15 protein-coding genes and 1 pseudogene are annotated in these 26,996 nt (G+C 64.7%); 5 read left to right on the forward strand and 11 right to left on the reverse strand.

The genetic code is table 11. The annotated features are described in order from the left end of the window. Positions 1 to 353: pseudogene (locus tag ACIA5G_RS41910) on the forward strand (hypothetical protein); the annotation flags it as partial. Between the two features lie 193 nt (positions 354 to 546). On the opposite strand, the gene ACIA5G_RS41915 reads toward ACIA5G_RS41910, so the two are convergent. The 4 genes from ACIA5G_RS41915 to ACIA5G_RS41930 all read right to left on the reverse strand — a co-directional run bounded on the left by ACIA5G_RS41915 (position 547) and on the right by ACIA5G_RS41930 (position 8,919). Continuing rightward, positions 547 to 1,656: a pentapeptide repeat-containing protein gene (locus ACIA5G_RS41915; protein ID WP_395933827.1), complete on the reverse strand. Its 1,110-nt coding sequence runs from the start codon at positions 1,654 to 1,656 to the stop codon at positions 547 to 549. A 115-nt stretch (positions 1,657 to 1,771) separates the two neighbouring features. After that, positions 1,772 to 4,684 (reverse strand): hypothetical protein, encoded by a 2,913-nt coding sequence (locus ACIA5G_RS41920; RefSeq protein WP_395933829.1) that lies wholly within the window; start codon positions 4,682 to 4,684, stop codon positions 1,772 to 1,774. Between the two features lie 675 nt (positions 4,685 to 5,359). Further along, complete coding sequence (locus ACIA5G_RS41925; RefSeq protein WP_395933831.1) at positions 5,360 to 8,596, reverse strand: trypsin-like peptidase domain-containing protein; 3,237 nt, start codon at positions 8,594 to 8,596, stop codon at positions 5,360 to 5,362. Then, the gene (locus ACIA5G_RS41930) at positions 8,596 to 8,919 is read right to left on the reverse strand and encodes a trypco2 family protein (protein ID WP_395933833.1); all 324 of its coding nucleotides are present in this window, start codon (positions 8,917 to 8,919) and stop codon (positions 8,596 to 8,598) included. Before ACIA5G_RS41930 ends, ACIA5G_RS41925 begins: the two co-directional genes overlap by 1 nt. An 892-nt stretch (positions 8,920 to 9,811) precedes the next feature. Between ACIA5G_RS41930 and ACIA5G_RS41935 the strand changes: the two genes are divergently transcribed. After that, the gene (locus ACIA5G_RS41935) at positions 9,812 to 10,132 is read left to right on the forward strand and encodes a helix-turn-helix domain-containing protein (protein WP_395933835.1); all 321 of its coding nucleotides are present in this window, start codon (positions 9,812 to 9,814) and stop codon (positions 10,130 to 10,132) included. Positions 10,133 to 10,188: 56 nt separating this feature from the next. Here ACIA5G_RS41935 and ACIA5G_RS41940 read toward each other — a convergent pair whose 3' ends face one another. Continuing rightward, complete coding sequence (locus ACIA5G_RS41940) at positions 10,189 to 10,836, reverse strand: hypothetical protein (protein WP_395933837.1); 648 nt, start codon at positions 10,834 to 10,836, stop codon at positions 10,189 to 10,191. Beyond that, positions 10,799 to 11,380, reverse strand: coding sequence for a hypothetical protein (locus tag ACIA5G_RS41945; protein ID WP_395933839.1), 582 nt, complete (start codon positions 11,378 to 11,380; stop codon positions 10,799 to 10,801). Before ACIA5G_RS41945 ends, ACIA5G_RS41940 begins: the two co-directional genes overlap by 38 nt. Before the next feature lie 199 nt (positions 11,381 to 11,579). Here ACIA5G_RS41945 and ACIA5G_RS41950 point away from each other — a divergent pair, with 199 nt between their 5' ends. After that, positions 11,580 to 11,984 carry an Lsr2 family protein gene (locus ACIA5G_RS41950; protein ID WP_395933841.1) on the forward strand — a complete coding sequence of 135 codons (405 nt, stop codon included), beginning with the start codon at positions 11,580 to 11,582 and terminating at the stop codon, positions 11,982 to 11,984. 430 nt (positions 11,985 to 12,414) lie between these two features. Here ACIA5G_RS41950 and ACIA5G_RS41955 read toward each other — a convergent pair whose 3' ends face one another. Genes ACIA5G_RS41955 through ACIA5G_RS41965 form a run of 3 tightly spaced genes read right to left on the reverse strand, consistent with a single transcriptional unit; the run spans position 12,415 to position 18,253 of the window. Further along, positions 12,415 to 15,492: a type I restriction endonuclease subunit R gene (locus ACIA5G_RS41955; protein WP_395933843.1), complete on the reverse strand. Its 3,078-nt coding sequence runs from the start codon at positions 15,490 to 15,492 to the stop codon at positions 12,415 to 12,417. Between the two features lie 3 nt (positions 15,493 to 15,495). After that, positions 15,496 to 16,692, reverse strand: a complete 1,197-nt coding sequence (locus ACIA5G_RS41960) for a restriction endonuclease subunit S (RefSeq protein ID WP_395933845.1) — start codon at positions 16,690 to 16,692, stop codon at positions 15,496 to 15,498. Then, positions 16,685 to 18,253 carry an N-6 DNA methylase gene (locus ACIA5G_RS41965; protein WP_395933847.1) on the reverse strand — a complete coding sequence of 523 codons (1,569 nt, stop codon included), beginning with the start codon at positions 18,251 to 18,253 and terminating at the stop codon, positions 16,685 to 16,687. The genes ACIA5G_RS41960 and ACIA5G_RS41965 overlap by 8 nt, the downstream gene beginning before the upstream one ends. 1,385 nt (positions 18,254 to 19,638) lie before the next feature. Between ACIA5G_RS41965 and ACIA5G_RS41970 the strand changes: the two genes are divergently transcribed. Continuing rightward, entirely contained in the window at positions 19,639 to 20,865 is a 1,227-nt protein-coding gene (locus ACIA5G_RS41970) for a hypothetical protein (RefSeq protein ID WP_395933849.1), read from the forward strand. Between the two features lie 115 nt (positions 20,866 to 20,980). After that, positions 20,981 to 23,113, forward strand: coding sequence for an AIPR family protein (locus ACIA5G_RS41975; RefSeq protein ID WP_395933851.1), 2,133 nt, complete (start codon positions 20,981 to 20,983; stop codon positions 23,111 to 23,113). Positions 23,114 to 23,420: 307 nt separating this feature from the next. Here the strand turns inward: ACIA5G_RS41975 and ACIA5G_RS41980 are convergent, their stop codons facing one another. After that, positions 23,421 to 24,686: a hypothetical protein gene (locus ACIA5G_RS41980; RefSeq protein WP_395933853.1), complete on the reverse strand. Its 1,266-nt coding sequence runs from the start codon at positions 24,684 to 24,686 to the stop codon at positions 23,421 to 23,423. Beyond that, complete coding sequence (locus tag ACIA5G_RS41985) at positions 24,683 to 26,995, reverse strand: Piwi domain-containing protein (protein WP_395933855.1); 2,313 nt, start codon at positions 26,993 to 26,995, stop codon at positions 24,683 to 24,685. The genes ACIA5G_RS41980 and ACIA5G_RS41985 overlap by 4 nt, the downstream gene beginning before the upstream one ends. Between the last annotated feature and the right edge of the window lies 1 nt (position 26,996).

Consider the following 26,996-nt stretch of genomic DNA (forward strand, 5'->3'; position numbering starts at 1 on the left):
CGTTCATCGACTGGGACACCGCGGCGCCGGGCACCCGCCTCTGGGATGTCGCCTACGCCCTGCACGGCTTCGTTCCACTCTCTGCCGATCCACGACGGAACCGAGCAGACGCCGGCCACCGCATACGCGTGTTCGCCGACGCCTACGGCTTGGACGAAACTCAACGGCACGAGCTCATCCCCCTGCTCGCCGCCCGCGCCCGATCCATGGCCACCTTCCTCGCCGCCGGAGCCGCAGCGCGGCGGCAACCGTGGACACAGCTGTGGAACGACGGACACGGCGAGGTCTGGCAGGCCGACGCGGACTACATCGACCAGCACACTCCTGACTGGAAGCACGCATTGCTCAGCTGAGCACCAGGCAGACAGCGCCCCGCGACGTCCATCCATGGCCAGCCTGCGTGCGACGCCAACGTCCGCTCATGCCGCTGACAGCGCACTTCTTCAGGTTGCAGACATCCGAAGCTCATCCGTTGTCGATCAACACGAACGTAGCCGATAATCGGTTCTTACGCTGGTGACAGCCGCGTCCGCACGGCCGGCGAACCTAGCCTGACAAAGGTTCGGGAGTGCGCGGCGGGCAGCGGCGACCTCCGGCAGCACTAACGCTCTCGCAGTCCTCGATTCGCGCAGCTACCCACGGGTCCTCTCGCAGGATCTGCGGCAGGATCGTCGTACTGTCGATCACCACGTCCGCCAACTGACTAGCATCGACGATATCGGAGTCGCTGAGATTCGCTCCGGACAGGTCCGCACCCGTCAAGCTGGCACCAGCCCACGAAACGCGGCGTAGATCGGCTCGGTACAGCCGAGCTCCGTGCAGGCACGCGCCTTCAAGCGCAGCGCCCCGCATGTCCGCGTAGTTCATGATCGTCTTCGTGAGGTCTGCTCCGCGCAGGTCGGCCATGCGCAGGTCCGCGCCGGTGAAGAAGATCGACGACAGTCGCGGCGGGTGATCGAATTCGAGCACCCGTACCGCGACGCGCGGCAGCGAGGCGCCGATGAGCATCGGTCGGTGCGGTTCCGGTCGGGCAGGGCGACGGGCGATGACGGTCATCACGGCTTGCACGTCGATGGCCAGGCGCACCAGCTCGGGCGGGTACACCGGCTGCGCCGGATCAAGCCACGGTGGGATCAGGTCTTCGGAGTCGTCGGGGAGCAGCGGAACAGTCGATCGAGTGCGGACGTAGCTGCACAACAGCTCGAGGATTGCCGCGTGCTCGCGCGTCGACTCTCTCCAGATCTGCTCAAGGGCGTAGATTCCGCCGAGGCGCTCTTCCGGGGTAGCGGCGCCGAGTTGCGCGGTCGCCTTATGGAACCGTTCGGTGACCTGGCCGCGTCGGGCCAGCACAAACGATCGTGCAGTGAAAGCTGCTCCGCTGAGAGTCGCGCCGCCAGCAAGGGCCAGCAGCACGGTCTGACGGACAGCGTTGAGGGCGTCGGCTTGCTCCTTACCTCGCAGGTTCCGCACGTTGTCGGTCGCGAGCCACCACGAGAGCGGACCGAGAAGAAGGAGGACGAAGCCGACGGCGGCAATCACCAGCGCGGTGGTGGCCAGGGCCGTCCTTCCCACCGCGGCCAATCTGCGGTCGGCCGCTACACGGCGGGCCGTTACAGGGTCTGGACGTACGCGCGAACCAACCTGCGGAACCTTCATCCCACCTCCTGGAGCAGCTCGTGCACCGACGGTCGCAGCAGCTGACGCACGCACGCCAACCTGCCGCACCCGTTCAGTCTTTCCGGGACGAGCCGAGTGCCTCAGCGGGCGATCGTCACGTAGTGCTGGTCAACGACTCAATGCTCCATGGTGGCGAAAGGCGCCCTTCCGCGGTGACGCCGTGGGTGATGATGTCCTCCAAGGTGGCGATGTCGCGTTCGCGTCGCCACCCGGTGAGCAAGCGCCGGATGCCGTCGAGAGCGTCGTCCTGCCCGTGAGCGAGAGCCACCAGGTAGAGCTCAAGGGCTTGTTCGTTGCGGCGGCGGCGCCGATGATGGTCTGCCAGCGCGATCTGGGCGGACCTGTCCCCTGCCTCAGCGCCACGCCGGAGTACGTCTAGGGCGAATTTGGACTGCCTGCTCTGGAACAGCACCGTGGCGATCGGTACGACCGCCGACGTGTTGCCGGCCGTCAACTGGCTGTCCAGGACGGCCATCGCCTGCTCGACGTTCCCTTGGTGAGCGTGCACGATGGCCCTGCACGCGTCCAGACGTCGCGTGTGTTCAGCCTCCTCCAACAGACTGTCTGCCGCTTCGAAGCGTCGAAGCTGAATGAGGACTTCGGCGGCACGGACAACAGCGGGGGCATACCCCTCGTCGTCTGCCTCCCGAAACCATTCAGCGGCCGCCGACAGCTTGCTGCGTGCCGGCTCCGCGCTGGTGGTGGTCCGGCACCGGGCGACCAGCGCCTGGTCGTGAGCGTCGGCGCGCACCAGGCCCTCGGCCATCCAGGCACAAGCCTGCCCTCGCGTGACCCCAGCAAGCCGCATGTACGTCGTCACCGTCACCTCGGCGGTGTCCGGCGCGAGGATGAATTTGCTGACGGGTACCAGGACGTCCCGGGCACCGGTATCGGTGTTCTGCAGGTACCAGGGGATGGCGTCATCCGCTTTCCGGGCCCGGCACAGCGCGACGGCCACCCCGCGCACGAGCTGGGTGTCGGGGGAACCCGTCGCACGTTGTGCATTCCGCACCAGCCCCGTCGCATCGCTGATCCAGCCGACTTCGGCAGCGACGAGCGCCGCTTTGGCCCATGCCGAGCTGTCGCCGTTCTCGGCAGCACGTCGGAAGCAGTCCAGCGAGCGCTGCGGCAGCCTGCGAGCGGCGTAGGCCTCTCCGATGACGATGAAGCCTCGGCAGTCGCCGACGGCGGCGGCGACCTCGGCGTGGCTGACCGCGGCGGGGAACAAGCCGGCGTCCGCGTGCATCTTCGCGGCCAGGAACACCGCTCCCGGAGCCCGGTATTCGGCGGCCGAGGTGATCCACTCCAGCGCCTCTTCGTCACGGTCATGGTCATTGAGAATCTGCGCGCCCAGCAGGTACGCCGAGTATTCGTCTTCTCGTGTTGCGCGGTGGTGGAGCATTGCCAGCGCGGCATCGGGGCCGTGTGCGCGGACCAGGAGTTCAGCGGCAGCAGAGATCGTGTCCAGGCCCTGCTCGTCGGCCACGCGCATCAGCCACGTCGCGGCGGTGTCGCAGCAATCGGCGTCGATGCCATGAGGATCATCGGCGAGCATGTCGGCGTAGGCCAGCGCCGCCCGCAGATTCCCCTGCTCCCCCAGGCCGCGGTAGAGCTCGAGCGCACGACCGCGATCGGCCAGTGCCTGATAGAGCCGATCGCTGTGCATCGCACTGCCAGGTTTGGCTCGCTCGGCCCGCTTGGCGTACGCCATCGCCGTCAGCGCGATCGACTCCTGGTGGTTGTCGGCGGCCCACGGTTTCAGCAGCTCGATCATCTCGCCCGGGCGATCTTCGGCGAGCAGGATTGTGGCCGCTTCCACGACCGCGGTGGTGTCGCCGTCCTCGATCAGCACCTTCAGCTGCGCGAGCGCCTCGTCGATGCGGCGGGCGCTGCGGAGCCGATCGGCGAGCTCATGCCGGGCGGCCACGTCACCAGCGGCGGCCGCGCGGAGATAGAACTGGCAGCCCTCCCGCAGCATCTGGCGGCGCCAGCACTCCCGGGCCAGTGCCAGTAAGTTCTCTGGCGCGGCGTGGTCCACCAGAACCGACCACAGGTGGACGGCCGGCAACGGAGGGTGCCCGACGTCGGTGATCCACTGCCGTTCCAGATAGTCGGCCAGCCGCATCGACCCGCGTGCTTCCGGGCCGCCCTCGGCGTGATGGGCAATCAACAGGCTCGCGTCTGCGGCGCCACGCCGGGTGAGCTCGGCGACGGCAAGCGGGAACCAGTTCGCGGGGAGCATCTCGCGATCACGTGACGAGAGGTATCCGACTGCTCCGCGCTCGAGCAGCGTCGTCGGGATCCACGGGCCGTGGCCCGCGAGCCGGACGTCGATGGCGCACTGCATGACCGCGCGTTGCTCCGGTGTCCCGGTAGCGAACCGTGTTTCCAACTCCGGGATTGCCCGCACGTATTGGATGACATACCGCTCAAGCGCGTGGGCGGCCGCGTCCGCGAGCATCGGATCGCCCGACACCATTGCCCGCTTCTGTTCCTCGGCGGTGAAGGCGTCGGGAACGACGATTTCGCTCCCGTCGAGCAGCGTGCGGGCATGTTGCAATGAATCCGACGCACCGGGCGGCCTACGGGCGATCAGCTGCTGCCACGCGCGCGACCGCATCGCGCAGAGCACCAGCGACGGACGCCGCCGGACGTCGGTCAGCAATTCTCGCAGGGCCTTGGCGATCGCATCGCCGACCGCGTCTCCAGGCTCCAGGAAGTACCGCTCCGCCCCGGGTAGCCATAAGACGGTGCGGGGCGCCACGGCGGTGATCTGGCCTAGCAGGGTGTCAGGTTCTTCCGGGCTCGTTCCCGGGCATATGCGCCAGTCGCTCAGCAACGAGCCGACCTCACCCGGGCCGACGCATGTGATCGCCTCGTACATCGCCCGTTTCTTGCCAGCAGTGGAATTGCTGATCAGCGTCGCGATCTGGCTTTCGCCCGCAGCCGCCCGCGCGACCCGCTCTCGGAGGCGGCGGTCGTGATCACGCTCGATGTAGTACGGCAACGAGGCATACCGCTGCAGTGACGCAGACGCAGGCTCATGAGCAGCGACGTAGCGGCGCAGCGGGACAACTTCAAGTCGGTCGGGAGCACAGCTCGACAAGGCAATCCCGACCCCGAACATCGTCCCCGCCTGCGGCGTCGTCAGCACCTTAGGCGCAGTCACATCCGTGGTTCCTCTCTCAGCCTGACTCCGCCACCGGCCGGGCTTAAACTCCACGATGCCCGGTCAGGAACTCAGCCTCACCGCCTACCGCCGAGTAGAGCCGTAGACGGTCGGTTTGGTCCGCCCAACTGCTCAAACCACTTCGTTAGCACTTTCCCGCACATATACCCGATCAGGTGACCACCGTCGGGCAGATCTCACGCCTTTGAAGATCACTTCGGCTCCCGACCTGCAACTAAGCAGCGGACCTGAGTCAATCGCAAGAGCTAGTCGCGGCAGAGCGCTAGTCGCCACTCCCTCGGGTTCGGATTGATTAATCCAGATGGTGAATATCTTACTCGACGGTGAATAGGAGGCCTTCGTAAATCCGCGGGCGCCGGGTGATGTCTGGTCCAGCAACGATCTCTTCGGCCTCTACGCTGGCCGTGACTACGACCTTGACCGTTCCACCATGTTCGAGATGGGCAAATTACTGCGGTTGCCACCGCAGTAATCACTTACAGAGGACACGCATCAAAGAACAGACCGCAACTGTTCGGCGACGTGGACGGCCTTGGTCAACTCCTCCTGGTGTATCTCCTCGCCCGCCAGCTGCCACTGCGTGACCGACTGGTCGGCCGCCGCGATCGCTTCGGCCAGGCGGTTGGCGTGGTAGAGGTCGATGGCTTGGTTGTGCAGCCAGTGCGCAAGCCCGGGACGCAGCTCTACGTCGCCTTCTGCGACGAGTTCGCGCAGGAGGTCGACTGCTTCCGTGACTGCGGTCAGGCCCTCGTTGGCGCGGTCGAGGGTATCGAGATGGAGCGATAACCCGGCCAACGCGCGGGCGAGGACCAGCCGGTCGCGGCGGTTGCCGAGTTGCCGTTGGAGCCGCACCGCCTCCTCCGCTGCCGCCACGCCGTCGGTGACGCGGCCGAGGTCCCAGAGTCGGTCGGCCAGGTTCTGGTGCGCCTCGGCGAGTTCGCGCAGCCGTCGGACCGAGCCGTGCCCGGCGAGATCCCGGCGTAGGACCACGGCACGTTCGGCAGCGACCGCGGCTTCCTCGAACCGCTCGTGCGTGCTCAAGCCGACCGACAGGATGTGCAGTGCCCTGGCCAACTTACTCTGGTAGCCGTGCCTTTCCTGGGCCAATCTGGTAAAGATGCCTTCGGCTTCGATGATGGCGGTCAGCGCCGCTTCGGTCTTGCCGGCGGCGCTCTGTAGAGCGGCGTCTTTAAGCAGGACGTCGGCCAGCTCAGGCAGGTGCCGACTGGGGTCTTCCTCGACCAGGTCCCGCCGAATCGCGACCGCTTCGGCGTTTACAGCGATCGCTTCGGCCAGTTCGCCGACCTCATCCAGCAGGGTCGCACGGTTTCGCAGGGCAGAGGCCAGGCGCCGTCGGTAACGCTCCGGTTCGGCCCGGTGCAGCGCCCGCAGAATGTCTACGGCGTCCGTGATGGCGGCCAGCGCCGCCGGCTCTTCCTCGGAGTCCGCGAGCATCACCGCCTGATTGCTCAGGCACGTTGCGAGCAACGCCAGCTGGTCTTTGTCAGCGGACCTGGCCAGCCCTCGCTGGAGATTGACCGCCTCGGTGATGTGATCCAGTGCGGCCCTGGGGCTGCTGCGGCTGCGCGCGGTCATAGCGAGGTTCGCCAAGGCAGCGACCAAGGAATGAGTGTGCTGGCGTGGTTCGGTCCGGCTCAGCTCGCGGTAGAGCAGCACGGCTTCCTCCGCCGCCGCCACCATCGCCGTCGGATTCTCGCCGAGGTAGAGCAGCCGCGCCGACTGGTTGGTCAGGTTCCGCGCCAGCCGGGCTCGGACCTCAGCCGGGTCGGAGCCGGTCCGGAGCGCAGCGATCACTCGGGCGGTCGCGCGCGCTGCCGGGACACCGAGCAGGTGGCTTTCGAACGGGATGCGTTCTGCGATCGCCTCCAGGTCGGCCGTGGTGATCTGTCGGGCATCGACCATCGCCGCCACCGCGGCGATCAGTGGTCCGGGGCGTTCCACTCGGTGCGCGACCACCGCTGCGGCCCGGACCGCTGCGACGTCGGCCTGGCAGAGCGCGGTCAGAGGCTCGTCGAGGGCGCTGGCGAACTGGTGATGCGCGGCAGCGCGGGCGAGCACCGTCAGCATGGTCTCGGCCTGCGCCTCTGTCGCGTGCCGGGCCAGCCTGTCACCGAGCCGGGGGTTTGCGAGCAGGTGCTTGCCGACGAAGTGTTCGGCGAGGCGGTCGGGCTGCATCCCTCCGTCTGGGAATAAACTCCGGGACCAGGCCTCCACCCGCTCGACCACGGCTGTGGGCTGGTCGGCCAGCGCCGGAAGCAGGCGCAGCGTCGTCTCGGACTCGTCGTCCGCACCGAACAGGGTCTCAACCGCCATTACGTCGTGCAAGGTCTGACTGGTAACCGTGGCCAACAAGTCGACTGCGGTGGTGTGCCAGTAACGCAGCTCGTGGTTCAGCACCCGGTCTTCGGCCGAGCACGCCGCGTTGTGCGGCAGGTCGGCGGCGTCGAGCAGGTCGGCGAGCGCGGTCATGTGCAGCTCCAGCACGCTCGCGGCGGGCTCAGTGGGTGCGGTGAGCGTATCGGCCAGGTTGTGCCACTGGTGCTCACCCACGCTCCGGACCTCGGGCAGCGCCGCTGCGAACGCCGCCACCACTTCCCGGTACTGCTCGTCACCCGTGACTGCCGGCGGCTCCAGTTTCCGGGTGATGGCCAGGTCGAGCAGGTCGGCGGTGTCGTCGCTGACTTGCCGCAGTTGCTCCCACCAGGTCCCGGCTGTTCTGGCGAGTAGGAGCACCTTGACCTGCCTACGGGCGGGCAATTCGTCGAACACCGCGTGCAACCGCGCGATGTTCGCTTCGGCGTAGTCGACCACGAGCAGCGTCGGGGTGACGATCTCGCCGAGCGCGGACACGTCGAGCTCGGGGGACAGCCAGCTCACACACCACCCAGGTTCGAGGTCGCGTGCCAACTGCATCGCCAACCGAGTCTTGCCCTGTCCTCCCGGGCCGTGCAGCAGCCATACGCCGGGGCCAGCCTTGGCCAGCCAGTCCTTTAGCTCGGCCATCAGGTCGGGGCGGTCCTGCCACGGAACCACTTCGCGTCCGGCCACTAGCAGCGCGGCGGGAGTGGAAGCCGGACCGCGGCGATGTCGCCTGCGCGGCCCGGTCAGTTCGACTGGCTCGAGGCGACCGTCGTAGCCCAACGCGGCGCGGAAGCGGGGATCGTGCCAAAGCGCGTACGCGGGCACCGCGAGTAGCTCGCCCTTCGAGTGCGCCGGGTCGATGGCCACGACCCCGATCAACAGGTCGCCGCTGAACGCCGCTGCACCTGACATACCGGCCCACGGCGAGTCCGCACTGGTGTATCGGTGCCGATCGAGACCCAGAACGTAGCGGTTGCCCACCAGCCGGTCGCCCGGGTTCAGATGTCCTGAGGGCTGTGACACCTCGATGGGTGTGTTTCCGCGCTGCACCGCTTCGGGACTGCCCCACGACTCCCACCGCACGCCAGGGCGGCGGGTCACGGCGCGTCCCCACCGGACCGGACCGTCGACGTCCGCGAACGGGGGCACCGAGATCAGCGCTGCGTCGTCGCGCCCGCCCGGCGTACCCGACCACACCACCGACCCGGTGACAACCTCCGGACGGCCAGGACGAAAGACGTCGACGGTCGAGCGACCCTCGACGACGTGCGCGGCGGTGAGCACCAGGTCGGACCGGACCAGATAGCCTGACCCGGAGCCGACCACGGTGACGCGCTCCCAGTCCATCAGTCCGGGATGTGGCCCGAGACATCGCCAGGACCGGAGCGCGGACTACCCGAGATCAAAATGTCCTCACCAGTTTCGGTCTTCGGCGTCAACGTGATCCGCACCCGATGCGTGCGAGCATGCGCGACCCCTACCTCAGCGTCTCCCGAGACAACCCACGCCTTGAACCCGGTCTTGAGCTTGGCGTCCTTCTTCAGCTCGACACCGAACTCCAGCTCGATCGGGCCGACCACGAACCCCACACCAGCACCAACCCCCTTGGCCGCCGCGGCGATCAGTTCGTCCCGCAGGGCGGCCACGGCGTCGGTCAGTTCAACATCCATCGGACCACGATCCCACCTGGTCGCATTTCCACCACGCTCTGGGTAAGAGAAGACGGTGACGCCAGAGTCCCTCTAACAGCGTTAAGTCGGCAATGAGCCACACAGCGTTACACCGAGCCTCGCGTCGATATGTGGTTTCGGGCGAGTCGCACAAACGCACTCTCATGCCGCGATGAGGACGCTAGTCAAGGTCGAGTTGAGGGCCTGGCATCACAGACGTTCTGACGGCAGCGCCGAGGAACACGATCGACACCATGGTCGCGGTAACCCACCGGGAGGGTAACGCTCCCGTGCATGAACCTGCTGCACATGCAAGCCCGCGCAGGCCCGCTGGCAACGATCTCTCACTAATTACCGTGGAGCAAACCTGGAGCACAGCCACGATGCCAACCGCATCCAACTGCACCGGACTGCGCTCAATGGCAGCCAACTGCACCACGCGACCAGCAGGTTCTCCATAACCGCAGGTCAGAGCCATGATCGGCCCATACTGGCAGTGAGGGGGTCAGGGGTTCGAGTCCCCTTAGCTCCACAGTGACGAAACACCGCCCACCGGATCCGAAAATCCAGGTAGGGCGGTTTTTTCGTTGTACCGGATCTTGAGTTTCGTCAAGAAGAAGTTCAGCTACCGGTCGGTAGCTGGGGCAAAACTGGGACACCGGCCCGATGGCGGCGAAATGGGGTCACGCGAACCGCCCCAGTAGCGTCCCCCGGACAGGTGGATCGTCAAAGGTTCTTTGACGCAGCGCCTTCGCGGCGTGGGCCGCAGGTGCCGGCCTCTGGCCCAGAAGCCTCGATGCAGTTCGCCGCGGATCACTGCCGTCCTGTCTCCTCCGACGCGGCTGAGCGGAGTTAGCAGCGACCACAACCCGTCGCGCACTTCGAGGCCGCCATGCAGACCGACGATCTTCATCGCCAGCCCGGCGTCAGAGCACCCGAGCCATCGAGGCACTCCGAGCCCACCGACTCCGCCGCCGAAGAAGCGGGTCGACTTCTCTACACGCCCGCAGCCGCGGCCGAGCGGCTCACCGTCGGCGAATCCTGGCTTCGCCGCAAAGCCGGGCAGCGACTCATCCCCTGCACCTTCATCGGCAAACACCTGCGCTTCTCCGACGAGGACCTTCGCGCGATCGTCGCCGCCGGGAGCCGCGGACCGCGCCTCCGGGACCAAACTCCGAGTCGGCCCGGCCGACGGCACCGGATTCGCCGTTAGCACCCGTTCCGGTACCACAACGAGGTTCTTCGCCGAATTAGCTTCCTCTCTGTCGCTTATGGAGCGGCCCTGGACACGCACCACCACGCGACCCTCTCACCACAGCGCAGGAGTTCACCGTGCCCTGGACCGAACCCGCCGGCGACGACACCTGGCGAGTCCGCTACCGCCGCACCGACGGCACCAAAGGCGCCATCTCCGGCTTCCCCAACGCCACCGCCGCCGACGACCACATCAGCACGATGCTCCACGAGCAACGAGCCGGCACCTGGATCGACCCCGAAGACGGCCGCACCACCATCGCCCAATTCGCCCCCGCCTGGCTCGACTCCCTCGACATCGACCAACGCACCGAAGAGAACTACCGCAGCTTCCTCAAAGTCCACATCCTCCCCCACTGGGGCAACACCGCCTTCGCCGAACTCACCAACCTCAGCATCCGCACCTGGGAAAAGAAACTCCGCGCCTCCGGACTCGCGAAAACCACGGTCGACAGCATCATCAAATGCTTCTCGCTCCTGCTCACCGACGCCGTACCGGAGAAGCTGATCGCCGCCAACCCCCTCATCGCCCGCCGTCGCGGGCGCCGCCGCCGCGCTCAGCGCACCCCGCGCAAGGTCTGGGGCGAACCCGCCGAAGTCCTCCACGTCGCCGACCAAGCCGCGCTCAAATACGGTTCCCTGCGGCGCCGTCCTCATCGTCACCGGCGGATGGACCGGAGCCCGCTGGGGCGAACTCACCGGCCTCGACCGCGACAACGTCCACCTCTACGACGACGACGACACCGGCTCCATCTACCTCGACCCCGACATCGGCGCCCTCCACGAACCCTGCAGCGGCCCGCTCTACCTCGGCCACCTCAAAACCGACGAATCCGAACGCACCATCAGCCTGCCCCCATTCCTCGTCCGCCTCCTTCGCAGGCACCTGACCACCCACAACCACCGCCAGCTCTTCGTCACCCCCAACCTCGAATGGCACCGCCGCAGCAACTTCTCCCGCCGCGCCTTCCGCCCCGCCGCCGACGGCAACCTCCACATCCCCAACCCAGCCATCCGCCTCCAACCAGCCAAGCCCGGCCTCACCTTCCACGGCCTCCGCCACAGCCACAAAACCTGGATGATCGACGACGGCATCCCCGAAATCGCCCAAGCCCTCCGCCTCGGCCACGTCCTCCAAGACAAAGTCCAAGAGACCCACTCCCACGTCGCCGCCGCCGTCGAACAACGACTCCTCGACAGCCTGCAAGCCCGATGGGACAAGGCAGTAGCAGACTCCAAAACAACGACCGAAGAAGCACTCTGGCGCGAGCACGCGTGAAAGACACGCAAACAGGCGATCATCTCTATTAGTCTTTTTACGATAGATCCACATAATAATCCCAATCTGCCCGTAATAGTGTTTACGGCACAAACTAGTTCAATATTAGTCACCGCAATGAGTGCCGATGGCCCAGAAGGTCCCCGTTGAAATACTTGACGACATCGACGGCAGTCCGGTCGCGCACACCGTCCCGTTCAGCCTCGACGGCGTCAACTACGAGATCGATCTGTCCGATGAGAACGCAGTCGCCCTGCGCAACGAACTCGGCCACTACATCGTGGCGGCGCGAAAGACGGGTGGACGCAAAGTTCGTGTCAACACGGGCCAGGAAACTCCAAGCAGCCCGGTCGACCGTGAACGGAATCGAGCCATCCGTACTTGGGCGAGCGAGAGCGGCTACGAGATCTCCGGCCGAGGGCGACTCTCGTCCGAGGTCGTCATGGCCTACGAACACGCGCAGCAGCAACAGCTTTCAGTGCCAGCCCATGAACGTACGCGGCGCAGGAAAGTTGCCGCAGCCAAGAAGTAGCTCTGACCCCGGAAACCGACGGCAAATATCCGCCGCGGCCCGCAAGCATCGCGCGGGCCGCGGCGGATGTCGCCCCCTTCGCCCGCCCGCTTCCTATGGGCCACGCACCGCGCCCGCGATACGAATCGAACGAGCCGACGGCTTTTAACGACGAGGCCGCCGCGCGCACCGGTGCTCGACGCGGGCTACCCGCGGGTCCACCCACCGCAAGCACATCTCGACAGCGAAGAGCCTGAAGGCTCTGAACTGCACAAAGACTCGAAATGGTGCCATCAAGCGTTCGAAGGCACCGTATGCAATAAGAGGACTTCTGGCCGCGGCTTTAACGCCTAACAGCCTCGGCCGCCGCCCACCTTCCAGCACGACGTCGAGCTGAACGACTTGTCTCGCTCCTCCTGCGAGTCAACCAAACTCGGCGCAGTCCCATCCGTCAGTCAACGAGATAGTGGGCTTCGATGTAGGCGACGGTGGAGTCATACGGCTCTCCCAAGGGCTTCAACCTGTACCGGCGGAAGACGGCGGCAGTGGCGCGTCGGACACCTCGGTTGCGAGCGTCGGCGTTGTCCCACAACCGGGCGAGGGTGCGGGTGACCACCTGGTCTATCTCCCTGGCCAGGTTCCGCTCCGTGATCGTGAGTCCAGCTGGTGCGTGGTCGTGGATGATCCGCGACAGCACGCCCACGTGGTCGTCGTCGAGCACGATGACGGCTTCGTCGGGGTGCTTAGCGGCGTCAACGACGGCGCTGGCGACTCGGAGCGCTTCGGACAAGAACTCCAGGGCGTCCTGGGCATTCTGGATGATCCGGTCCCGCAGCAGCCTGATCCGCTCCGCGAGGGCTATGTACTTCGCCGACCCCGGTTCGACGCCCTCATCGAGGGATGCCTTGATACGGTCGAGGATTTCCGCCGCGGAGGGCGAAGTCTTGTCCTCACCGGCGTCCTGGTCGTGCTCAGGGCGAACGAGGGCCAGAAGCTCCTTGAGAACGGCGATGCCGTGAGCATCCAGGACGAGGGCTTCCTCCTGGGCGGCGGCCACGGCGAAGGAATGCACGTGGGCGTTGATGATCTCCAGAACCATCGGCCCCAGCTCGGCTAGCCGTTCCTTTCTCTCCTCGTCGGAGGATTTCTTGAACAAGGTCGTGTACACGGACCCGAACAGCGCGAAGCCGTCCTGGTACTTGGTGATCCGCTTGTCGGTGCTGATGAGCGGGTACAGACGGGCCAGCAGCCGGTAGTCCTTGGTGAACACCTCGGCCGCGCCGGCGTTGGCGTCCAGGAAAGTGTTGATGGCCCGCACGGACTCGTATCCGTGGACGGTGAGATCGAGGTCGTCCACGTCGACGAGGAGGTCTTCGATGCGGGCAAATGTCGTGCGGAACTCGGCAACCAGCTCTGACAAGTCGGTGACGAACCCGCCACCCTTTCCGGTTCCCTTCGAGCTGGGGTCGGCCACGGCCCGCTGAACCTCTTCGGCCAGGCCAATGTAGTCCACTACCACGCCGGAGGTCTTCACGAACCCGCTCGGGGACACCCAGGTGCGGTTGGGACGGGTGATCGTCTGAAACAGGTTGTGAGCCTTCAGCGGCTTGTCCAGGTAGAGAACGCCCTCGTTCGGCGCGTCGAACCCGGTCATCAGCTTCGCGGTCACCACCAGGAAGCACAGCGGGTCGTCCGGGGTGAGGAACCGCCGCTTCTGCTCCTCCTCCGCAGCCTCCGAGAGCTGAAACTTCCGCATGGCGGGGTCTTCGTCCTTGGCGTCGGAAACCGAGATGTTCACCTCGGCGGCGATCCGATCATGCTTCCCGACCTCGGCGAATACCTGTGACACTTCGAAGCCAGCCAGCAGCTCGTTGATCTTGTCTGTGTACGCTACGGCCAGTTCGCGGTTGTAGGCGACGACCTGGGCTTTGAGGCCGTTGCGATAGGCGCTGGCCAAGTAATGGTCGACGATGTCCTGGCAGACCGCGTCGATGCGGTCGGGGTTGGCGAACACCGAGGTGAGACGTCCGAACTTACGGGAGAGCGCCTCACGGTCGGGGTTGTCGAGGTCGAAGTCGTCAGCGAACTGGTCGAACTCGGCCTGCAACTCCTGGTCGTTCATCTCGAAAGCCACCGGGCGCGGGTCCAGCATCACCGGGACAGTCGCCTCGTCCAGCACAGAACGGGACACCGAGTACCGATGCAGCACCCTACCGGGGTCAGTTTCTTCGCCGAAGAGGGCGAAAGTGTCGGTAGCGAGGTTGCGGACAGGAGTACCGGTCATGCCGAAGAACTTCGCGCGCGGCAACGCCGCGCGCATCTGCCCGGCCAGCGACGTCGTCTTGGCGGACTGAGTCCGGTGTGCCTCATCGACCATCACGATGATGTTGCCCCGGGTCGACAGGTTCTTGCCGGCATCGGCGAACTTGTGGACGGTCGTGGAGATGACGCCGCGCACATCGGCGGACAGCAGGGAACGCAGCTCCTGGCTGGTGGCGGGCTGGTGGAAGTAGGCATCCCCCATCGCGGAGGTGAACACGCCGGAAGTCTGTCGAACGAGCTGGGTCCGGTCCGAGAGCAAGATGATCGTGGGCGACTCGGTGCGGGTGTCGGCCAGCAGCAGTGAGGCGGCGAACACCATTAGCAGCGTCTTCCCGGACCCCTGGTGATGCCAGATCAGGCCCTTCGATCCACCCTCCAGGACCCGCTTGTGGATCAGGTGCGCAGCTTCCATCTGCGGGTAGCGGGGCAAGTACTTCTTGTCTGCGCCGCCCCCGGAGGTGTCGAAGAGAGCGAAGTTGGCGAGGATGTCCAGGATCGTGGCCGGGTTGAGCAGCAGCTCGACGGAGCGATGCACGTCGGCCTGCCCGGATAGGTTCTCGTCGTCGGCGGTGGATCGGAACGGCTGCCACAGGTTCGTGGGCGCGCCGGCGGCACCGAATCGCAGCTTCAGCCCGTCAGTGGCGACGGCGAAGACGTTCGGGGTGAAGAACCACGGGTACTCGGTGGCGTACACGTCATTGATCTCGCGGGCGGCATCCGCCCACCCGGACCTCGCGGTCGGGGACTTCACCTCGACCACGACCAGTGGCAAGCCGTTGGCCCAGTACACGAGATCAAATCGGCGGGAGGTCTTGCCGGGCACGGTAATGGTCACCTCGTCCGACACGACCAACGTGTTGGCGGTCGGGTGCTCGAGGTCTATGACTTTCAGGGCGTGCCACACGCCGTCGGCGTCCCGGAACTCCTTAAGCCCGCGCAGCAGACGGAGCACCTGCTCGTTGGCCCGCACCAGCCCGCCTTCGACGGCGTTGACCGTGGCAGCGATCTCCTCGACCACCGCGTCCACATCGAACCCGGCGATCACCCCAGGGTTGAGTCGGACGATAGCGTCCCGCAGCTGATCCGTGACTACCGTCTGCGTCGCCGCACGCGACAACGACCTGCCTGCCGTGAATCCCCAGCCCATCGGAAGGGACCACTGGATCATTAAGTTCTGAAACTCGCGCTCCCGAATACCCTTCGCCACGGCTCAGACCTCTGACTCGGCGGACTCGATGTCGATGGTGCGGTCCAGCAAGCCCGCAAGCAGGCCGGAGCGCAAAGCTCGGAGGCGTTGGGCCTCTGCATGGACTGCGTCGGCGTTCGTGCGAATGGACAGCACGGTGGAAGAAACCTCTTCCTGCCTGTCGAGGTCAGGAAGCGGTATCGGTGTCTCACGAATACGATCCTGGCTGACGTTAAACATTGAAGCGCTTGTGCCGGTGGCCGAACTCGTGATGTGGGTCCGGGCCGATTTCAACGCCATCGCAACCACCAGGAAATCCGGATCCAACTTCGGTGACGGCACAAGACGGAGGGTCTTGTCGGCAAGGTAAAGGCCATCCCGAACATCAACAGGTACTCGCGCGACCGCCCCGACTCGCAGAGGCGTGTTCGCCCGCGTAATCAGTACGTCGCCGGGCTGAACAAGTGCAGACTTAGGCATGGAAGTGCCAGGGAGAAGGGCCTTGGACTCCTCGGGGAGGAAGCGGAAGGGCGTGACCGCACTGACCTTCAACACGCCAAATTCGTCAGCGTTCGGGGACCTTTTATCCGCCTGGGGGCTCCTGCCTCCTTGAATGGCATCGAGCATCGTTCCGAGCGCTACAAGCGGTTCGTTGGAGAGCAGGTCCTGGGCCGCGGCCATCGATACGCGGTCTAGCACCTGGCCCTCTTCGTTGAGTGCGGCGATCTGGTGGTCCACTGCGTTGAGTATCTCGACGATCCGCGCTTGTATCTCGCGTGGCGGGATCGGGAGTTGGATCTGTAATAGTTGCTCTGGGTTGAGGCGCTTGCGTCGCTGAACTGTCCCGCTCACTCGGTTCTTCATTTCTGCCCATAGTCGCGGTGAGCGACAGACGTGCCTCATCCAGTCGGGCACCAACTCGGGACCGAGGGTGAATGTCGGGAACTCGCTGCTGACAACGAATCCGTCGAACTCGGCGGGCACTACGGTGATCGGGCCTTCCCACGCGGTCAGTTTTCGCATCACAACCTGGTCGACGCACAGAACATTCATCGCCGTGTACTCTGTGTCTCCGCCGTCAAATTCTCCTTTGGCGACAAGCCCCTGTCCTGCGTTCAAGACCCCGGCCAGACGGTAGGTAGTTGCAGGCATCATCGGCGTGCGCTGGATATCCAGGTGCATCACCTCGCCGAGGGAACGAAGAGGATAACCGTCACTCATCGATGCCCTCGATCCCAGCGGCAGCGAGAACGGCGAGCATGCGCTGCTCGGTTTTCTGGCGCTCAACTCGGGCGATGTTGTAGGCGTCGATGAGGGTACCGAGGTCTTCCTGCTCGGCGGTGGCCTGCTTGATGTACCGCCCGATGTTGAGGTCGTACCCGTTCGCCACGATCTCTGCGGCGGGGACGAAACGCGCCGCGAGTCCGCCGTCAGGGTCGACCGGGTTGCCGTCGGTGGCGAAATTCGAGTGGTAGGCGGTCACCACATCGGCGATGTCCCCCTCGGTCAGGACATTGCGGTTCTTGGCCTTAGTGAACCGCGTGGAGGCATCGATAAACAACACCCCTTCCCGGCGCTCCGCGGCCTTGGTACCGGGGGCACGAAACACGAGGATGCAAGTCGGAATGGCAGTCGAATAGAAGAGGTTCGCCGGCAGCCCGATCACCGCCTCTAAGAGGTCGTCATCCACGACACGCTGGCGGATGGCTGCTTCCTGGCCGCCCCGGAAGAGGACACCATGGGGCAGGACGACGCCGGCTCGCCCCTTCTTGGGGCCCATGCTGGCGATCATGTGCTGCACGAACGCCCAGTCCGCTGATGATTGCGGGGCGACCCCGCCGAGAGCGCGTGGATCGTTGGTCCAGGGCTTCCATTTCAGGCTGTAGGGCGGGTTAGCGAGAATCACATCGAACTGCGCGATGGACCCGTTCGGCTTCTTGAAGCGTGGGTCCTTAAGGGTGTCGCCGACCTCGATCTGAAATTGGGTGAGGTTGTGCATGAAGAGGTTCATACGCGCCACACCTGCAGTGTCCGGTACGGCCTCCTGCCCGTGCAGCTTGAGGGTGTAGCCACGCCCGCCGCGGGCCTTCAGAAGGTTCGCGGAAGCGATGAGCATGCCACCCGACCCGCAGGTCGGGTCGTACACCGATTCGAAGCCCTTGGGGTCCAGGACTTCGACGATCAGCTCGACGACCTCGCGCGGAGTGAAGAACTGACCCGCGCGGGTGCCGGACCCGTCCGAGAACCGCTTCAGCAGGTACTCGTACGCTCCACCGAGCACGTCGTGGGACATGTTGCCCTCGTGCATCTTCGGAGTGCGATCCATCGCCTGCATGACGGCCGCCAGCACCTCGCCTGACAGCACTGCTTCGGAGGTCCAGGTCATGGCGCCGAACAGGCGGGAGAACTTGTCAGGGTTGGCCGTCTCGATGGCTTGCAGGGAGGCGCGAACCCTCAGACCGAGGCCGGGCTTGGTGATCGTGGCAAGGATGGACGACCAGGAGGCGCGGCGCTCCCCGACGGTGCCGCGGTGGATGAACGGGATCTCGAACGACTGGTAGTCGCGGTACTCGATCTCGCGAGCCTCCTCGGCGGAGAGTCCGTCCAGGCCCTCGTTGTCGGCCAGAAACTCCTGGTGGTGGTGCTCCCAGGTGTCCGACAGGTACTTCCAGAACATCAGCGGGAAGACCACCGACGAGTATTGCGCTTCGGGCATCGCCACGCGCAGCTCGTCAGCGGCATCCCACAGTCGGTTCTCGATCTCCTGCTGGGTCACTGCCATCAGTCGGGGTGTCCTTGCTCGTCAATGGGTGGCGACCCGAAGGCCGTGGTGTTTCTGCTGGTCACCCTATTTCGGGCGCGTCGGGCTCCCACACGCCGGGTGCCTCCTGCCAGAGTGAACGCACACGGGAGTCCGGTCACCCAGCACGCGGCTCCGCGTCGGCGTCGCCCACACCATGGCCTCGTACATCTAGGTGCCCGCGGTGAGGCGGATCTTGGCGCTGGTCACCATGAGCGCGCTCGCTCCGTCGAGAAGCCGGCTGACTGGATCGCGAGACTGGACATCCGGGGTTTCTGCGAGCCGGCGTCGAGAACGCGATAGATGAGGTACCGGCTGCGTCAGCCCACCGACAAAAAACGAGACCTGCTTCGGAAAGTGATTAACTAGCTACTTTATGTCATCGTCGGCCACGCCCGTTCGCTGAGGTCGGCGCCGACGTTGGTCTGACTCTTCCAATCGCAGAGGGGGTAGATTCACAGAATCCGCAGGCTAGTGCAGTCGTCGGTCGTGGTGTACTGGTAGTACCGCTTCTGTCGGCTGGTGTCGGCGGTGATCGGGTTCGACCGAACTTGACGTCGATCTGCAACTGGTGGCCGGGCGTTGTTTTTGTAGCGCTTCCATCGCGCCTGGTGACGCTTGCAGGCTGTAAGGCGGGCAGCCGGTTCGTGCCCAGGCGTTTGAGGATGCGGCAGATCGTCGACGCAGCAATCTCGACGTCGTGGTAGCGGCGCAGGTATATCTCGATCTTCATCGGGCCGAAGTGGTAGTGCCGCCGCAGACGGATGATCTTCTCGACCACCTCAGGGTGAGTGCTGGTCGGGACAGTGCAACGGGGCGCTCGATCGGCCCTTCAGCCCGTCCAGACCCTCGCCCTACCAGCGGCGTTTCCACCGGAGGAGATGTTGCCACCGATCCCGAAGTACCGGCACGTCGCCGCCGCATTCCCGCTGACTGGAGCCGTCCGTTAACGGACAGGGTGTTGTTGCACTCTCGCGCAGACCAGCCCGGACGCGTGAGCGTTCCGCACCGCGGCGACCACCCATAGTTACTGGCGAGCCAGGCCATCGGCGTGGTAGGCGGCCGACACCACACTGCCAGGCGGTCACCGGCGATCGGGCGACGATCGTCCCTCATGCGTTTCGCAATCTTGATGATCTCCGTGACGCATCGGTGGTTACGGGCGAGTTCGACGATCTTGACGGCGTGCCGCTCGGCGAGTTCGTCGAACAGTTCAGGCCAGTACCGGTGAACGCGAACAGCGCCCAGTCCAGGGGTCCCGACCGCGAACAGGTCCGAGTTCGCGTAGCGGTCGAAGCACAAGGCCTTCACCACGGTGCGGGGTACGTGCGTTAGTATTCGAGCGCCTCAAGTAAGGGGGATGGGCTTTGTCGATCGCGGTCATTTTCGACGTCACTGACCAGGTTGAGCAGGCTATGCAGCGCCAGGCGTTTCAGAGAGACGGGCTCATCGGCTTGGACGCTTACCCGTATCGCGCGTTGAAGCGGGGCAAGCAGTCCATGGCCGTCTTCGTTGAAAGAACCGCTGATTTAGTCATGATCGTCGCACTCGGACGCGTCATGCCCGGCGACCTATCCGGGAAGTCCTACAGAATTCTAGAGTTCGACCTATGCGACATGGTGACACCCGGCGTTCCCGTAACGCCGAATACCGACATGTACTCCGACATTACTCATGCGCTTAGGAATCGAACAACACTGACTCCTCTCAAGAGCGACAAGCTACTGGCCCTGATCTCACAATCCAGCAAGCACGCTGCGCACATAGTGAAACAACTGCGTAGCCACATGGAGCCGAACAGGGTCGATGGCGAGACAGGGTTTCTACTGGCGTGCGAACAAGATGCTGTCGCACTCTCGTTGAAAGCGGCCAACTTACACACACAGTTGTCGAAGCTGTCGACCTGGACAGCTGACTCTCCATGCCCACCGTTAATCTCGGGCCTAAAAGAGGCTCGCAAGCCGGACGATTTCTGGTCTTGCCCGGAAAACGAGGTGCTATTGCCAGCACGGAACGGAACACGTGTTTTCGGCTGGATGCGAATGGCACGGGACGAGGACGGCTACGGGCTCGGCGTCACCTTAGTCGACGTCAGACTCATCGGCAATAGCGAACCATCCGGCGTGGACCTCGTCTACTTCCATCCAAGGTTCGGCGCCCTCGCGTTGCTTCATTACAGCTCGGACAGGTCGTTTCCCGAGTACGTCGACGATGTCGACAGGCTTTACGCCGGCGAAGATAACCTGACCGATCCGCGCCTTGTGCCAAGGCCGGGGTTCGTCAAGTTCACGACGAAACGGCACTTTGAGGCTACGAAAGAACGATTGCTGAACGGCACCATCCATGCCGCGAGGGATCTTCGGGATTGGAAGTGCCGCCGGGACGGTCAATTCAACTCTCAACGACACCTCAGTAACAGCACGTTCGCCGCGCTGCTGGGTGGCGGCTGGCTCGGGGGGCGCGCGGCTGACTACGCGCAGGTCCGCGAGGTCGTCGAACTGTCGCTTTCGACCAATCGGGTCGTCATGATCGCGGTACACAGCGATTGGGACTATGCCACACGACCGGCGTCCTCCGAGGGCCGGCTCTTCTGATGAGCATCAGGCCGACCACGGCAAGTTCGGGACATAGGCAAGGGTCAATCTTCCTACGTGTAGTCAACCAGGACCACACGCTGTAATCAACTGTTCGCGAAATAGGGTTGGGTAGATGGCTGATGACAGGGACGCGCAGCGTTACGCGCGCCAAGTGCGAGCGGCGCTGGAGCGCAACTACACCAGCCATGTCTACGGTGGCGATCTTCGACAATACGGCGCGGCGGGCGCGGAGCAACGACTACTTTCGCGGGCACTGACTGCACTGGCCGTGCGGATCGTCGCCGGAGTGGACCCGACCACGGCGGGCAGTTTTGTCATAGACGGCATTGCCGACCAGGGCATCGACGGGATCGCGCTGCGTAAGCAGCCCCCACATGTCTACCTGGTACAGGCGAAATGGAGCGATACTGGCGCGGCGAAAATCGACCGGGAGGCTGCGAGAGAGCTGGTGAGCGGCCTGGACTATCTCGATTGTGAGCGGTTCGAAGAGTTTAACGCGCGTGGTGAGGCTCTTGGGGAAGCGGCGTCTGCCTTGATGGTCGAGGGCAACGCGCCGGTCACCCTGGTGATTGCGCTGATGGGTACAGCGACTCCCGGTCCCACCGTGATACGGGTGCTCGAGGATGCGTTGGCGCGGTTCAACCAGCATGGCCCCCGGCTAACGTACAGCTTCTTACATGCTCAAGATTTCAGTCGGCAGGCCCGTGAGGACCGTGAACCCGAGCCGATCACTCTGGATGTCACGCTGGGGCCGTGGCATCAACATGACGGGTTGCACACCTCCTTTCAGGGCTCGGTGCGAGTCGAGGATGTCGCCGCCTGGTCAGCGAAGCATGGCGCGAGCCTGTTCCGCGCGAACATCCGCGACCCGCTCGGCGCGACACGGACGAACAGTGGGATCGTGAAGTCACTGATCACTGAGCCGGGCAACTTCTGGTATCGCAATAATGGAATCACCGTACTTTGTGACAGCATCGTCGCCCGACCCGGTTCGATGCAGTTTGCACACAATCTACCAATGCAATTGACCGCCGTGAATGCGAGCGTCGTCAACGGCGCCCAAACCGTCACTGCAATTGCAGAGGCGATAAGCACCCATCCGGAGATCGCCGCACAGGCGAAGGTTAGTGTCCGAGTCATCGCGACCAACGGGGTCGCCGGGTTCGCCGAGGACGTCACGAAGGCCACCAACCTGCAAAACAGCGTAGAAGCCCGCGACTTTATTGCACTCGATCCGATTCAGAGCGAGATTCGGGAGGACTTCGCCGCCGACCTGGATAAGCAGTACACAATCAAGCGCGGCGCTCCCGATCCCTCGCCCGAGTCCGGCTGCTCAATCGTGGAGGCCGCTGCCGCGCTCGCCTGCCTTCACCCTACTGCCGACTACTCCGCGCGCTTGACTCGCTCGCTTGATCCGCTTTGGGAGCGCGGCGAGCGCGGCGCATACGAGGTACTGTTCGATCCACGCCCCTCAGCCCTACAGATCTGGAGAGCCGTTACTGCGGTGCGAGCCGTACGCGAAATCCTGCATGCGACGCGTTCCCAAAGGGAGGGCCGGGCTGCCGCCGTAGCGCAACACAGTGAGTACCTGATTGCCCACCTTGTCTTGAAACACCTCGGCGTCTCGCAAATAGACGAGCATGAGTACCCGTGGGAAAGCGAAATTTTTCCGCGCATTGCCGACACAGTGGCCATTCTCGTGCCGTGGCTTATACACCACGCCGACGCCGAATACGGCGCGGGCACGCAGATACGAACTATTCTCGCAAACCCGGAACAGACACGACACCTAAGCCGACTCACGTTGCGCTCTGCGGAAACGGGAAAGAACGCCCCGACGCTGCCAGCCGGTTACGTACGGGCCAAGCCTGAGCGCAAGCCGCGTCGCCCGAACACAGTCCCATACCTTGTCGACGCGCACGCAATTGCCGAAGGTACCACACTCGTCTACTTCAGCTCCGTCACCACCGAGCAGGCGGCACTCGCCGACTGGCTCGCCGAGGACCCCCGCCGAAGCCGAGCAACCTGGGTCAACAGCCGCACCAAGCCAATTCTGTGGCAGGCCGACCAGCAGCAGTACTCCCCCTCCGGTCTCATCCGCGAGATGTGGCGGCTTGCCGATTGGAAGGAGCAACCCGTCGCGAACCAGGGCACCACAAGGTGGTTAGTTGAGGGGGGTGAAAGCTTGTGGACCTTAGCCCTACGTCTGCAGGGGGAAGAGACCGAACCGGACCTGACTGCGTAGAACTATGAAAACCGCCAGAACGCGCTGGGCGCCGCGCTCCCTAACCCGTGCTGCCAGCGGCCAGTCGGGCCGGAAGCATCCGAGCCGGCCATCAACCGGTGGGCGGGGACCCCTTGGCGCGTTCGGCCTCGTCCGGCAGCACCTCGCGACGGGTGCTGGACCGAGCCGGGCGCGCCATTCCCGATTCCGTGCAGCTGATCGAAAAGTTCGAGCGCAGTGCTGATCAATCCCCTGCCACCGGCGACGGTCGAACAGTCACCAGGACCTCGTCGGACGGACAGCCGAGCAGGCGATGTGCGGTTGCGCCTTAGCGCTTGGGACGGGCCGGGGTAGGTACGTGACTGGGGCGGCTGACGATGATGACGTCGGTGACATCGGGCAGCTTCAGTAGGGCGTTGCGGGTGGTCCCGTGTTCTTGGACGGAGGCGGATTCATCGTAGACGAACACGGCGAGCTTGCGGTAGGGCTCGTTGTCGGTCAGGTAGCCGACGTAATCCTGGATGATCTCTTTCTCGAAGATCTTGAAGTCTGCCGCCTTGCGCGCGTACTTGACCTCGATGAGCAGGCCGAGGGACGGGATGGCGAAGTCGGCGCGGTAGGTGCTGTGACCGAGTTTGTGCAGGGTCTCTTCGTCGATGAGGTCGTCGAAGACCGGGCGGAGCATGAGCCAGACAATGTTCTGTACCTCACGTTCGGAGGTGATCTCCCACCGGATGGGCCGTTCGAGTGCGTCGCTGTCGTAGCGCCATTGGCGCATGGCGTCCTCGAATCGGCTCAGCAGCAGTCCGACGTGGCTGTGTCCGAGGATGAGGTCATCGACGCTAGCGGTGACGATGTGCGCTGCAGCTGCTAGGAGAAGCGCGGCTCGTGGGGCCGACGAGGGATCGGCTTGCCCGAGGATGAGGCCTCCCAGTAGCCGAGCGCGCAAATCACGCAGAGTATTGGCGTCGAAGGGGTGCATACCTCGGTCGGTGCTGGCCAGCCAGTGCAGTCCGGCCAGGTCGACGGGGTCGTGGAGATCGTGAGGGTCAGGCCGGTGACCCGCGGGCACCGCAAGGAGGTGCCGTGCGTGCTGATGGAATATGCCGAGCAGCGCGGTCGCGGTCCGCACACGCGGGTCAGCCAATATCCCGGCCATCCAGGTGCGGGCCTCGGGAGCGCTGTCGCCGATGGCGTTGACAGCGAGCGCGAGCCCGACAACTTGGCGCGGGTCGTTGACGAAGGTGACGCCGTCGGCCTGGAATGGGTCCTTGCGCATCAGCGCTGGCATCCACTCGATGAGGTGACGGCGAGCGGATTGGGAAGCAGCGGAGGCGAATTTCGCGAGCGCGTAGCCCAGGACGGCCAGCGAGGGAGCGTAGGCGAGGCGATCCTGGTTGTCATGGAGCCATTGCGGAGTGGGGGCGACGTTCCAGGTGAAGCTCACCGGCTGGTCCCCCAGGATGTGGTGGGCCAGCAGACCGTCGAGGTTGCCCGGAAGATTCGCACGTACGACGGTGCGTTCCAGGCTGGCGACCTGCGCAGCCAGCTGCCCGGCTGGGCTGGTGGGGTGTGGAGTGTCCGGAGCGGTCACAGGAACCACCTGCTGGAACGCAGCCGGGTGGCGAGCGTGTCGGGGTTCCAGTTGCGCACGTGGCGCAGGTGGCCGAGCAGGTCGGCGATCAGGCTGGAGTACAGGATCGTGACCGGTGTGCTGGACGGGTACATGCTGCGCCACGACATCGAGGTGAATCGGAACGTCTGCCGGGTGAGGTATTCGATGTCGGTGAAGGTGGACTGGTGGTGCAGTTTCAACAGCAACGGCTTCGGTGCTCCGTGCCGGGCGCTCTTGAGGTCCATTGGTCCGCTGACGGCCAAGAGCATCTCGTGAGTGCCGATGGGCACGGCGTAGCCGCGGTCGGGCACGTAGTGGCCCTTTGCCTGTCCGTTGCTGCCCCAGCCGATGATGCCCTTGCTGGCGCGGTCGAACATCACCCATTCGTGGTCGGTGCTGATGTGCACGAAAGCAAACTCGACCTTGGCGTACTGGCCGGCAAGGCGTTGCACGAGGTTCTTGACCGCGGTCGTCTCAGTGTCCTTGAGCGGCTTGAACACGTGGAAGACGAGCCGCACCTCGTCGCCGGGCTGCCAGGCGTTTCGGGCCTTGACCTCGTCGATGCATTCGGTCAGTGATCGCAAGAGTTCGCGGGGATAGTCGGCGTAGTCGGCTTCGCGGGAGGTATTCGACAGCAGGTAGTTGCCGTCGGCTGTGAAGACGGTGGTGATACCTACGACCCGCTCGGCGGCGGTGTTGCGGCTGGCCTTGACGTGCGCGCTGCCGATCCCGATGACCAGCTCCTGGGTCAGGGCGCGTGGCGAGGCGATCACAAAAGGGATACCGCCGAGCTTGGCATAGCAGGCCAGCGCGATGCTGTTGAGCGGGTAGCCGAGCTTGTGTAAGCGAGCGGTCTCGATCCGCACCTCCTGGACTGGGACGCCTTGACCCATCAATGTCGACTTGGCGACGAGGTAAGGGCTGTCGTCGCCGGTGAGGTTGACCTGGGTCTCACTGGTGATGACGATGGCCAGGTCGGCATCACCAGCTTGGAGCGCCACTTGGCACGCTTGCCGATAGGCCGGGGCGTCAGTCGGGCTGCCGTCGAAAGGCTCCATGCGCACGTCGCAGCCGCTCAGGTGGTACTTCCGGATGAAACCCTGGTTGTAAACCTTCTCGCCTGTGACTCCGTGCAGGAACTTGGTCATGAACTGCTCGACGATGCCCTTATGAGCACGGGGCGTTATGACCACGATCCGCGGCTTCTTCTTCGCGAAGAACTCGACGTCAAATGGCCCGAACTCGTCCAACCCTCGGTCGGCCGAGGGGTGGGTCTTGTCGCCAGCTTGGTCGAAGGTGAACGTCGGGGACTCGCAGCGGGTCCACTGACTAGTGCGGGCAGTGCTCGACGAGCCGACAGGTGGGCCGAGCGTCACTGACAGTCCCTGGGCGATATCCAGGGCGCCGCGGCGGGCCAGGTTGCCGGCAATCTCGATCGTCTTCTCGAAACGGCCGAAGGCGCCGAGCAGCCCGAACGTGGCCTTATCCAACTCCTTGATGATCTGCGTGGAGTCTGTGCCTGCGACCGTGTTGATGACCGTGTGGAAAATATCGCGACGACTCTCCAGCCACGCTGTCCTCGCCGCGATGCGCTGATCCCCGACCGCATCGCGCAGCACAAGATCGGGGCCGTCGACGTGGTCGACCGCTCCGACGTTGTGACGAGTCGCGTAAAGATCCATATACGCGAACGGCGCGTGGGCACCGTCGTCGGCCACGACGTAGAAGCCGCGGACGTCGACGCCGAGGCCGATCAGCTCTTCGACCGTCAGATCGATTTCGTACCGGGTCTTCGCTCCGATGATGACTCCAGGAGCATCGGATGGGCCGGCGACTCTGCTGTCCAGTACATACTGCGGGAACACGTGCAGCCGACTCAGGGGGTCAGTGCTGCGGACCCGGGAGGCCGTGGCCATTAGGTCCTTACCCGCGCGCCGAGACACGAAGCTCGCGCGCCCGGGCTTGCGCAGCGTGTAACCCCACTCCAGTACCGACCGCAGGAGAGCCTGCTGAACCAGCCGCATCGTCAGCCGCCGATACTCTTTTGTGATGAATGTTGTCGGTGTGCCGTGCACCGCAGCGTCGGCAATCAATGGGATGCAGGCGATGCCACCGCGTGTCCGGGAAACCACGTGAGTGCCCTCCAGATCCCTGCGTAGCGCGTTGAGCTGGTCCGACGACTCAAAGTCGACCAAGCCGCCGTCGAACGTCTCCGTCGAGAAGTTGACCGGTACAAAGTTGAACGCCAACTGGGGTGCTCCCAGCCGCGGTCCCCATCCGGCGGTCATG

Source organism: Amycolatopsis sp. NPDC051758 (assembly GCF_044453095.1).
In the GTDB taxonomy this organism is placed as follows: domain Bacteria; phylum Actinomycetota; class Actinomycetes; order Mycobacteriales; family Pseudonocardiaceae; genus Amycolatopsis.

Bases quoted from the DNA above. Each gene is read 5' to 3' on its own strand.
- ACIA5G_RS41930 (WP_395933833.1), bottom strand. From the start codon at position 8,919: ATGGATGTTGAACTGACCGACGCCGTGGCCGCCCTGCGGGACGAACTG.
- ACIA5G_RS41935 (WP_395933835.1), top strand. From the start codon at position 9,812: ATGCAGACCGACGATCTTCATCGCCAGCCCGGCGTCAGAGCACCCGAG.
- ACIA5G_RS41975 (WP_395933851.1), top strand. From the start codon at position 20,981: ATGGCTGATGACAGGGACGCGCAGCGTTACGCGCGCCAAGTGCGAGCG.
- ACIA5G_RS41915 (WP_395933827.1), bottom strand. From the start codon at position 1,656: ATGAAGGTTCCGCAGGTTGGTTCGCGCGTACGTCCAGACCCTGTAACG.
- ACIA5G_RS41965 (WP_395933847.1), bottom strand. From the start codon at position 18,253: ATGGCAGTGACCCAGCAGGAGATCGAGAACCGACTGTGGGATGCCGCT.
- ACIA5G_RS41985 (WP_395933855.1), bottom strand. From the start codon at position 26,995: ATGACCGCCGGATGGGGACCGCGGCTGGGAGCACCCCAGTTGGCGTTC.
- ACIA5G_RS41925 (WP_395933831.1), bottom strand. From the start codon at position 8,596: ATGGACTGGGAGCGCGTCACCGTGGTCGGCTCCGGGTCAGGCTATCTG.
- ACIA5G_RS41960 (WP_395933845.1), bottom strand. From the start codon at position 16,692: ATGAGTGACGGTTATCCTCTTCGTTCCCTCGGCGAGGTGATGCACCTG.
- ACIA5G_RS41950 (WP_395933841.1), top strand. From the start codon at position 11,580: ATGGCCCAGAAGGTCCCCGTTGAAATACTTGACGACATCGACGGCAGT.